This is a genomic window from Actinomadura sp. BRA 177 (assembly GCF_013372625.1).
GTDB lineage: Bacteria > Actinomycetota > Actinomycetes > Streptosporangiales > Streptosporangiaceae > Spirillospora.
This window is the reverse complement of record NZ_JABXFD010000088.1, coordinates 1-8783: the sequence shown is the minus strand read 5'-3', so window position 1 is coordinate 8783 and position 8783 is coordinate 1. Positions and strand designations below refer to the sequence as shown.

Sequence of the window (8783 nt, the reverse complement as noted above, 5' to 3'; positions counted from 1 at the left end):
CCGCCCGCACCGAGGAGGACTGGGCGGCGGCGGCCGTGATGCTGCACAACCTCGCGGTGGCGCACTTCGCGCTGGGCGGCTCCGTCCAGGCCATCGGCTACGGGGAGGACGCGCGGCGCGGGTTCCGGGCGGTCGACCCGCCCGACCTGTACGGGGAGGCGGTCACGCTCGCGACGCTGGCCGACGTCCACGTCGTCCTGGGCCGCTATCTGACGGCGATCGACCACGCGCAGCGGTCCCTGGACATCCACGAGGACCTGGGGGACGGCGGGGGAGTGGCCAAGAGCCGCAGCACGCTCGCCCGCGCCCGGCTGGGCCTCGGCGACTACGAGGCGGCGCTGGAGCACGCGGCCGAGGCGCTCACCGTCCGGCGCCGGATCGAGGACCAGGCGGGCGTGGCCGAGACCCTGCTGACCGTGGCCGGCGTCCACCGGCGCCAGGGGAACGTCCACGAGGCGGTGACGCACGCGCTAGAGGCGCTGTCGATCCGGCAGGAACTCGCCGACATGCACGGCGCCGCCCAGGCGCTGACGGAACTCGCGCGGATGAACGCCGCGCTCGGCCTCCGCGACATGGCCCGGCAGGACGCCGAGCAGGCGCTGCGCACCTACCGGGCCCTGGGCGGACGACACGGGGAAGCGCGCGCGCTGACCACGCTCGGGATGCTGATGTGCGAGGCGTCGAACTTCGCCGAGGCGTTCACCTACTGCGGGGAGGCGCTCCGCCTGCACCGCGACACCAGCGACCGGCACGGCGAGTCGGAGGCGCTCGCGCAGATCGGGATCGTCCACTGGCGGCTCGGCCGGTACCGGGAGGCGCGCGAGCACCTGCTGCGGGCGCTGGAGATCCGCCGCGAGATCGGCGACCAGCACGGCGAGGCACACGACCTGGAGCACCTGTCGGTCGTGATGCGCCGCCTCGGCCGCCCGCAGGAGGCGTTCGTCCTCGGCCTGGAGGCCCTGGACCTGTGGAGCCGGCTGGGCGCGCGCAGCGGCATGGCCGGGACGCTCGGCAGCCTCGCCCGCACCTACTCCTGGCTCGGCCTGCCCGTCGAGGCCGAGCGCGCGGCCCGGCAAGCACTGCACCTGCGCAGATCCGGCGGCGACTGGTACGGCCTCGGCGTCGGCCTCGACACCCTCGCCGCCGTGCTGCGCCGCGCCGGCCGCCCCGAGGAGGCCCTCGCACAGGAACTGGAGGCGCTCGGCTACCTCGGCGAGGTCGGCGACCGGCACAGCGAGGCCACCGGCCTCGTCCACCTCGCCGCCATCCACCTCGACCTCGGCCGCGCCGACGACGCCCTGGACACCGGGCGGCGCGCCCTCGACCTGGCCGCCGAGCTGGGCGCCGCCCGCGAGCAGGCGCACGCGCTGCACGCGATGGCCCGCGCGTCCCAGCTGCTCGGCAAGCACGCCCGCGCGGCCGAGCACGCCGGCGCCGAGATCGTCATCCGCCGGGACATGGACGACCGGCGCGGGCTCCGGCAGGCCCTGGAGCTGCTCGGCGCCTCGCACCTCGCCCTCGGCGACCGGGCCGCGGCGGCCGACTGCGTCCGCCGCGTCCGCGCCCTCGACAACCTGCTTGAATCGGAAAGATCACTCGACATGTGACAAAAGACCTAGTTGATCGGGGCCGCGCCGCGTTCACTGGACCGTGACAGTGTTCGGTGGGGAGGCGGGATGGAGACCAGCCGGTTCTGGGACGCGCTGAGCCCGCGCGCCCGGGAGGCGCTGCGCGAGGCCGGCGCCCCAGTGGTGATCAAGCCGGGCGCCTTCCTGATGCGCGAGCACACCCGCGCGTCCCAGGTCTTCGTGCTGCGCGCCGGCGCCGTAAAGGTCTGGGTGGACCGGGACGGCGAGATCGCCATCCTGGACGTCCTCGGGCCGGGCGACCTGGTCGGCGAGGTGGAGGCGGCCGACGGCGGGATCCGGCACGCCAACGTCGAGGCGCTGACCCGGGTGGAGGCGCTGGTGCTGCCCGCCGCCCGGTTCCGCGGCGTCCTGGACGCCCATCCCGGCTCGGTGTGGGCGGTCGCCGCCGTCCTCGCCGAGCGGCTGCGCGACTCCAACGACCTGCGCGTCGGCCACTTCCCGGACGCGCCCGAGCGCCGCCTCGCCTCCCGGCTGCTGCGCCTCGTCGAGCGGTTCGGCACCCCGGTCAAGGAGGAGCGGCCGGACGGGGTGACGGAGGAGGGCGTCCACGTCCAGGTGCCGATGTCCCAGCAGGACCTAGGCCGGTGGGCCGGGATGGGGCGCCGCAAGGTCGCGCAGATCCTCGCCGCCGAACCGCTCCGGGGCGGACTGACCGTCGCCCGCAACGCGATCGCCGTCCGCTCCGCCGACGCCCTGCGCCGGATGGCCGGTGACGACTAGAAGGCCGCCGAGCGGTGCGGCCAGGGCGGCGACACGGGACGCGTTCCCTCCGGCCGGACGTGCACGCCGGAGCCGTCCGTGCGGCCGCTCAGCCAGCCGAGCAGCGCCCGTCCCGAACCGGACGCCTCCGGGCCGCCCGCCGTCCAGCCGAGGTCGGCGGCCTTGCCGTAGTCGGTCGCGGTGATCCGGTAGCCGGCCAGCTCGCCGCGCTGCCCGTCCGGCAGCGCCGCCAGGTCCGCCAGCGTCGCCGCCGACGCCCACCGGACGTAGGACTCCGGCCAGTCGGCGGGCCCGTACCCGGCGGCGAGGTCGACATGGTGCGCCTCCACCTCGTTCCACCGGCGGAACACCGTGTACCAGGCGGGATGCGGCCAGCCCTGCATCGCCTTCACCGGAGCCTCCCAGACGTCCGCGGGCAGCGCGCGCGCCTGCTCGGCGAACCGCGCGCCGGTGGCGCGGACGTCCGCGATCAGCTCGGCACCGCCGCGCCCGGCGCCCGCGTCGAGGTCGGCGTTGCGCCGGTCGATGCTCGGGTACTGCGGGATCTCCACACCGGTCCGCGCCCATTCGAGCAGGTTCCAGAGGGAGTCGGCGTTGCGGGCGATATGGGTGGCGACGTGCCCGCGGCTCCAGCCCGGCAGCGCCGACGGGCCGCGCAGTTCCGGCTCGGTGAGCCCGCCCAGCGTCCCGGCGATCCGCTCGGTGCCCGCGTCCAGCTCGTCGATCACATCGCGCCAGTCCATGACCCCTCCTCAACCGAAAAAGACCCTCCATCCTGTCGCACCCGCCGGTCCGGTGCCAGACAATGGTGATCATGGACCTTCCGATCTGCGCGACCTGCGGCGTCCAGTACGGCGGGCCGCGCCCCGACTGCCCGATCTGCGAGGACGAGCGCCAGTACGTCGGCTGGGACGGGCAGAAGTGGACGACCCTGGAGGAACTGCGCGAGGGCCACCGGGGCCGTGTCGCCGAGGAGGGGCCGGACGTCGTCGGCATCGGCACCGAGCCGTCCACGGCCATCGGCCAGCGCGCCCTGCTGGTGCGCGCCCCGTCCGGCAACGTCCTGTGGGACATGGTCACGCACATCGACGACGACCTGATCCGCCAGGTCAACGACCTCGGCGGCGTCTCCGCGATCGCGATCAGCCACCCGCACTTCTACGGCAGCATGATCGAATGGGCGCACGCGTTCGACGCGCCCGTCTACATCCACGAGGCCGACCGCCGCTGGGTGGCCCGCCCGGACGACTCAGTCGTCTTCTGGGAGGGCGACACCCACGAACTCGCCGACGGGCTCACGCTGATCAACGCGGGCGTGCACTTCGACGGCGGCCAGGTCCTGCACTGGCGCGACGCCCGCGCCCTGTTCTCCGGCGACATCCTGACGGTCGTCCAGGACCGCGACTGGGTGAGCTTCATGTACAGCTACCCAAATCACATCCCGGAGCGCCCGCGCATCGTCCGCCGGGCCCTGCGCCTCCTGGAGCCCTACGACTTCGACCGCGTCTACGGCGCCTGGTGGCGGAAGATCGTCTACACCGACGGCAAGAACGCCGTCCGCCGCTCCGCCGACCGCTACCTAACCTTCGCACTGGACGACGAGTAACTACCCGAGCGCCTCGGCCAGGACCGCCCGATCCTAGTACTCCCGCCAGTGCACCACGCGCCCGTCCCGCGCCCGCAGCACCACCACGAAGTTCGCGGCCTCCCGCTTCCCGGTCCCCGGAACGGAGGCCACCATCTCGTACTCGCCGACGATGACCTCGGGATCGGCGGTCTCGTGGACGACCACGTTGCGGAACTTATCGAACTCGACAGGCAGGGCCTCGCGCCCCTCGCGCAGCCGCTCCGCGACGGCCGCGCGCCCCTGGAAGCGCCGCTCGGCCCAGCCCGGCGCGAACGGCATCTCGATCATGACGTCCTCAGCGAGCATCCCCTCGTCAGTGAACCTCCTGGCCGAGGAGGGCACGCCCCATAGAGCCCGGCGACCAGATCATGGTCCTGCCCCAGGTCATCGGCGCCCTCCGCCCCCGCCAGGGCTGGTGGCGCGAAGTAGGTCGGTACTGGAAGCGGGATCCGACGATCCGGTCTATGCCGGTTCGATGGCGACCAGATAGAGGTCGAACTCATTCTCTGTGAACACGATGATGTGGTCACCGGCGCGCAGTGTCCACTGGCCACCCTGACCTGGCTGGGCATCGTCGGTTATCCCTTGCCGGGCCGTCCGTACCAGTGCCAGGGCGATCGCAGCCTGGGCGTCCTTGCCCAGCATGTCGTACGCTTGGCCCGCGAGCCTCTCCCACTCGATGTGGAACGACATCAGCCGCGTGTCTCCGGGATCTCCCTGAGTTCCTGCTTGATGTGTTCGGGGAGCCCCGTCCGCTCGATGAACTCCTCGACCGTCATTCGCTCGGTCTCTCCTGCTGCCTTCGCCCGGAGGAAGCGCGCGTGCATGGCCGCTCGCCGGAGGTTCTGGAATTCCTCAACAGGGACGACCACGGCCATCTCGCCGCCAAGATGAATGAGGTCGTGCTCGCCGAGAGGCGGGTACGGGTCTGACGCCGCGGGACTGCTCATGCGGGCAGCATAAGCCATCGGCGACCACGTGAGAGGGGTGTCCGAGGCACTCGCGAGGGTGTTGTGGTGGCGGGGGGTGTTCGAACACGTGTACGGTGCGGAGGGTCGTCCGGACCGTTCGGGACGGGCGGGTAGCTTCAGGAAATGCGGCGGCGGCCGCCGCCGTTGAGGAGTCGGGGGATTCTGTCGTACCCCGTGGCTAGCCTGAGAGCGGGCTGTCTTCTCCCCATCGCCGCGCCCCAGAAGAGGAACCGGAATAACGCCGTGCATGACCGACTCATCGTGCGTGGAGCACGCGAGCACAACCTGAAGGACGTCTCGCTCGACCTCCCGCGGGACTCCATGATCGTGTTCACCGGTCTGTCGGGTTCCGGGAAGTCCAGCCTGGCGTTCGACACGATCTTCGCGGAGGGCCAGCGCCGGTACGTGGAGTCGCTGTCGGCCTATGCCCGGCAGTTCCTCGGCCAGATGGACAAGCCCGACGTCGACTTCATCGAGGGGCTGTCCCCGGCGGTGTCGATCGACCAGAAGTCGACCAGCAAGAACCCGCGGTCGACGGTCGGCACGATCACCGAGGTGTACGACTACCTGCGGCTGCTGTACGCGCGCATCGGGCACCCGCACTGCCCCGAGTGCGGCCGGCCGATCAGCCGGCAGGCGCCGCAGCAGATCGTCGACCGGGTGCTGGAGCTGGAGTCCGGGACGCGGTTCCAGGTGCTCGCGCCCATCATCCGCGGGCGCAAGGGCGAGTACCTGGAGCTGTTCCGCGAGCTGCAGTCCAAGGGGTACTCGCGGGCGCTGGTCGACGGGCAGATGATCCGGCTGGACGAGCCGCCCAAGCTGAAGAAGCAGGAGAAGCACGACGTCTCCGTCGTTGTTGACCGGCTCTCGGTGAAGGATTCGGCGCGGCAGCGGCTCGCGGATTCGGTGGAGACCGCGCTCGGGCTTGCGGGCGGCACGATTGTGCTTGACTTCGTCGACCTTGACGAGGGTGACGAGAACCGCACCCGGATGTACTCCGAGCATCTGTACTGCCCCTACGACGACCTTTCGTTCGAGGAACTGGAGCCGCGGTCGTTCTCGTTCAACTCGCCTTATGGCGCGTGTCCTGACTGCACCGGGCTGGGGACGCGTATGGAGGTCGACCCCGAGCTCGTTGTTCCGGACGAGGAGCTGACCCTCGGCGAGGGCGCTATCCAGCCGTGGTCCAACGGGCATGTGAGCGACTACTTCCTGCGGCTGCTGTCCGCGCTGGGCGACGCCATGGGGTTCGACCTCAACACCCCCTGGCACAAGCTGCCCGCCAAGGCGCGCAAGGCCGTGCTCAACGGGCACGAGACCCAGGTCCATGTGCGGTACAAGAACCGCTACGGACGGACGAGGTCGTACTACACGGCCTATGAGGGCGTGATCCCGTACATCCAGCGGCGGCACGCCGAGTCCGAGAGCGACTCCAGCCGGGAGCGGTTCGAGGGCTACATGCGGGAGATCCCGTGCCCGACGTGCGAGGGCGCCCGGCTCAAGCCGGTCGTGCTGTCCGTCACCATGGGCGGGATGTCGATCGCCGAGGTCGCCGCCATGCCGATCGGCGAGGCCGCGAAGTTCCTCCTGGCGATGGAGCTGAACGAGCGCGAGACGCACATCGCCGAGCGCGTCCTCAAGGAGATCAACGCCCGGCTCGGGTTCCTGCTCGACGTCGGCCTCGACTACCTGACCCTCGACCGGGCGTCCGCGACGCTCGCGGGCGGGGAGGCGCAGCGCATCCGGCTCGCGACGCAGATCGGCTCCGGGCTGGTGGGCGTCCTGTACGTGCTGGACGAGCCGTCCATCGGCCTGCACCAGCGCGACAACCACCGGCTGCTGGAGACGCTGATCCGGCTCCGCGACATGGGCAACACGCTGATCGTCGTCGAGCACGACGAGGACACCATCGCCGCCGCCGACTGGATCGTCGACATCGGCCCCCGCGCGGGCGAGCACGGCGGCGAGATCGTCGTGTCCGGCACCGTCGAGGACCTGAAGAAGTCCGACCGCTCGCTGACCGGCGCCTACCTGGACGGGCGGCGGGAGATCGCCGTCCCGCAGATCCGCCGGCCGCGCACCAAGGGCCGCGAGGTCACCGTCCGGGGCGCGCAGCAGAACAACCTGCGGGACGTGGACGTCGCGTTCCCCCTGGGTGTGCTGACCGCGGTGACCGGGGTTTCGGGGTCGGGCAAGTCGACGCTGGTCAACGACATCCTGTACAACTCGCTGGCCAAGAAGCTGAACGGGGCGAAGACCGTCCCCGGCAAGCACAAGCGGGTCAACGGCGTCGACCAGCTCGACAAGGTCGTGCACGTCGACCAGTCGCCGATCGGGCGCACGCCGCGCTCCAACCCGGCGACCTACACCGGCGTGTTCGACCACATCCGCAAGCTGTTCGCGCAGACCATCGAGGCGAAGGTGCGCGGCTACCAGCCGGGCCGGTTCTCCTTCAACGTCAAGGGCGGCCGCTGCGAGAACTGCTCCGGCGACGGCACCATCAAGATCGAGATGAACTTCCTGCCGGACGTCTACGTCCCGTGCGAGGTCTGCCACGGCGCCCGCTACAACCGGGAGACCCTGGAGGTCCACTACAAGGGCAAGACGATCTCCGAGGTGCTCGACATGCCGATCGAGCAGGCCACCGAGTTCTTCGAGCCGATCAAGGCGATCCACCGGCACCTGAAGACGCTCAACGACGTCGGCCTCGGCTACGTCCGGCTCGGCCAGCCCGCCCCGACGCTGTCCGGCGGCGAGGCGCAGCGCGTCAAGCTGGCGTCCGAACTGCAGAAGCGCTCCACCGGCCGCACCATCTACGTGCTGGACGAGCCGACCACCGGCCTGCACTTCGAGGACATCCGCAAGCTCCTCGGCGTGCTGAACGGCCTGGTCGACAAGGGCAACACGGTCATCGTCATCGAGCACAACCTCGACGTCATCAAGACCGCCGACTGGATCGTCGACATGGGCCCCGAGGGCGGTTCGCGGGGCGGCACCGTCGTCGCCACCGGCACCCCCGAGGACGTCGCGAAGGTCGAGGCCAGCCACACCGGCCAGTTCCTCAAGAAGATCCTCGGCTAGGACGGCGAGGGGCCGGTGCGGGCTTCCCGGAACCGTCCACCAAGATGGAACCCATGGGAGAGAACGTGATGCCCCGGGCGGCCGGGGACGGGGGGATCGGGCGGCGCGCCGCGCTGTGCGGCTGCGCCGGCGTCGTCGGCGCCACCGTGATCGCCGGATGCGGCGGCAGCGGCGGGGGCGGGGCCAAGTCCGCCGCGGACCTCAAGGGCAAGCAGATCGCGAAGGCCGCGGACGTCCCCGTCGGCGGCGGCAAGATCTACGGGGACGAGAAGGTCGTCGTGACGCAGCCCACCCAGGGCGCGTTCAAGGCGTTCACGGCGGTGTGCACCCACCAGGGCTGCACGGTCGGCAGCGTCCGGAACGGGATCATCCACTGCCCGTGCCACGGCAGCGAGTTCAAGATCACAGACGGTTCGGTGGCGAAGGGGCCGGCCGACCGGCCGCTGCAGGAGTACCCCGTCCAGGTGGAGAACGGCGGCATCGTCGTCACCTGAATTGGTTCCGGTTTGAACCAATTCGGCCGCTCGTTCGTGTTTCCAGGTGATGAAAGAACCACGACATGTCACCGGAGGGGCGAACATGCCACAGGGGTCCGAGAGCAAGGCGGACGGGACGGAGCGGGAACCGGGGAACGCGCGCAGCCGCAGGGGGCTGCTCATCGGCGCGGGCCTCGCGGGCGTGGCCGGGCTGGCGGCCGCGTGCGGCGGGTCCGGCGACTGTCTCTGATACACATCT

The 8783-nt window shown here is 71.1% G+C and carries 10 protein-coding genes; 6 read left to right on the top strand and 4 right to left on the bottom strand.

Going from position 1 to position 8783, the window contains the following annotated elements; all coding sequences use genetic code 11:
• A partial coding sequence (locus tag HUX53_RS01985) for a tetratricopeptide repeat protein (RefSeq protein ID WP_176401457.1) occupies positions 1-1607 on the top strand: 1607 nt, incomplete at its 5' end.
• A 69-nt stretch (positions 1608-1676) separates the two neighbouring features.
• Positions 1677-2369: a Crp/Fnr family transcriptional regulator gene (locus tag HUX53_RS01980; RefSeq protein ID WP_176401456.1), complete on the top strand. Its 693-nt coding sequence runs from the start codon at positions 1677-1679 to the stop codon at positions 2367-2369.
• Here HUX53_RS01980 and HUX53_RS01975 read toward each other — a convergent pair.
• A complete protein-coding gene (locus tag HUX53_RS01975) occupies positions 2366-3112 on the bottom strand; it encodes a maleylpyruvate isomerase family mycothiol-dependent enzyme (RefSeq protein ID WP_176401455.1) in 747 nt (248 codons plus the stop codon). The genes HUX53_RS01980 and HUX53_RS01975 overlap by 4 nt on opposite strands.
• A 71-nt stretch (positions 3113-3183) precedes the next feature.
• Here HUX53_RS01975 and HUX53_RS01970 point away from each other — a divergent pair, with 71 nt between their 5' ends.
• Entirely contained in the window at positions 3184-3975 is a 792-nt protein-coding gene (locus tag HUX53_RS01970) for an MBL fold metallo-hydrolase (protein ID WP_217918981.1), read from the top strand.
• 33 nt (positions 3976-4008) lie between these two features.
• On the opposite strand, the gene HUX53_RS01965 is transcribed toward HUX53_RS01970, so the two are convergent.
• The 3 genes from HUX53_RS01965 to HUX53_RS01955 all read right to left on the bottom strand — a co-directional run bounded on the left by HUX53_RS01965 (position 4009) and on the right by HUX53_RS01955 (position 4946).
• Entirely contained in the window at positions 4009-4302 is a 294-nt protein-coding gene (locus HUX53_RS01965; RefSeq protein ID WP_176401453.1) for a nuclear transport factor 2 family protein, read from the bottom strand.
• Between the two features lie 156 nt (positions 4303-4458).
• Positions 4459-4689 (bottom strand): hypothetical protein, encoded by a 231-nt coding sequence (locus HUX53_RS01960; RefSeq protein WP_176401452.1) that lies wholly within the window; start codon positions 4687-4689, stop codon positions 4459-4461.
• Positions 4689-4946 carry a hypothetical protein gene (locus tag HUX53_RS01955; protein WP_176401451.1) on the bottom strand — a complete coding sequence of 86 codons (258 nt, stop codon included), beginning with the start codon at positions 4944-4946 and terminating at the stop codon, positions 4689-4691. Before HUX53_RS01955 ends, HUX53_RS01960 begins: the two co-directional genes overlap by 1 nt.
• Before the next feature lie 264 nt (positions 4947-5210).
• Between HUX53_RS01955 and uvrA the strand changes: the two genes are divergently transcribed.
• From uvrA to HUX53_RS01940, 3 genes are all read left to right on the top strand, one after another.
• Positions 5211-8048: an excinuclease ABC subunit UvrA gene (uvrA, locus tag HUX53_RS01950; protein ID WP_176401450.1), complete on the top strand. Its 2838-nt coding sequence runs from the start codon at positions 5211-5213 to the stop codon at positions 8046-8048.
• A gap of 53 nt (positions 8049-8101) precedes the next feature.
• Complete coding sequence (locus tag HUX53_RS01945) at positions 8102-8542, top strand: Rieske (2Fe-2S) protein (RefSeq protein WP_255204837.1); 441 nt, start codon at positions 8102-8104, stop codon at positions 8540-8542.
• An 85-nt stretch (positions 8543-8627) separates the two neighbouring features.
• Positions 8628-8774: a hypothetical protein gene (locus HUX53_RS01940; RefSeq protein WP_176401448.1), complete on the top strand. Its 147-nt coding sequence runs from the start codon at positions 8628-8630 to the stop codon at positions 8772-8774.
• The last annotated feature ends 9 nt before the right edge of the window (positions 8775-8783 follow it).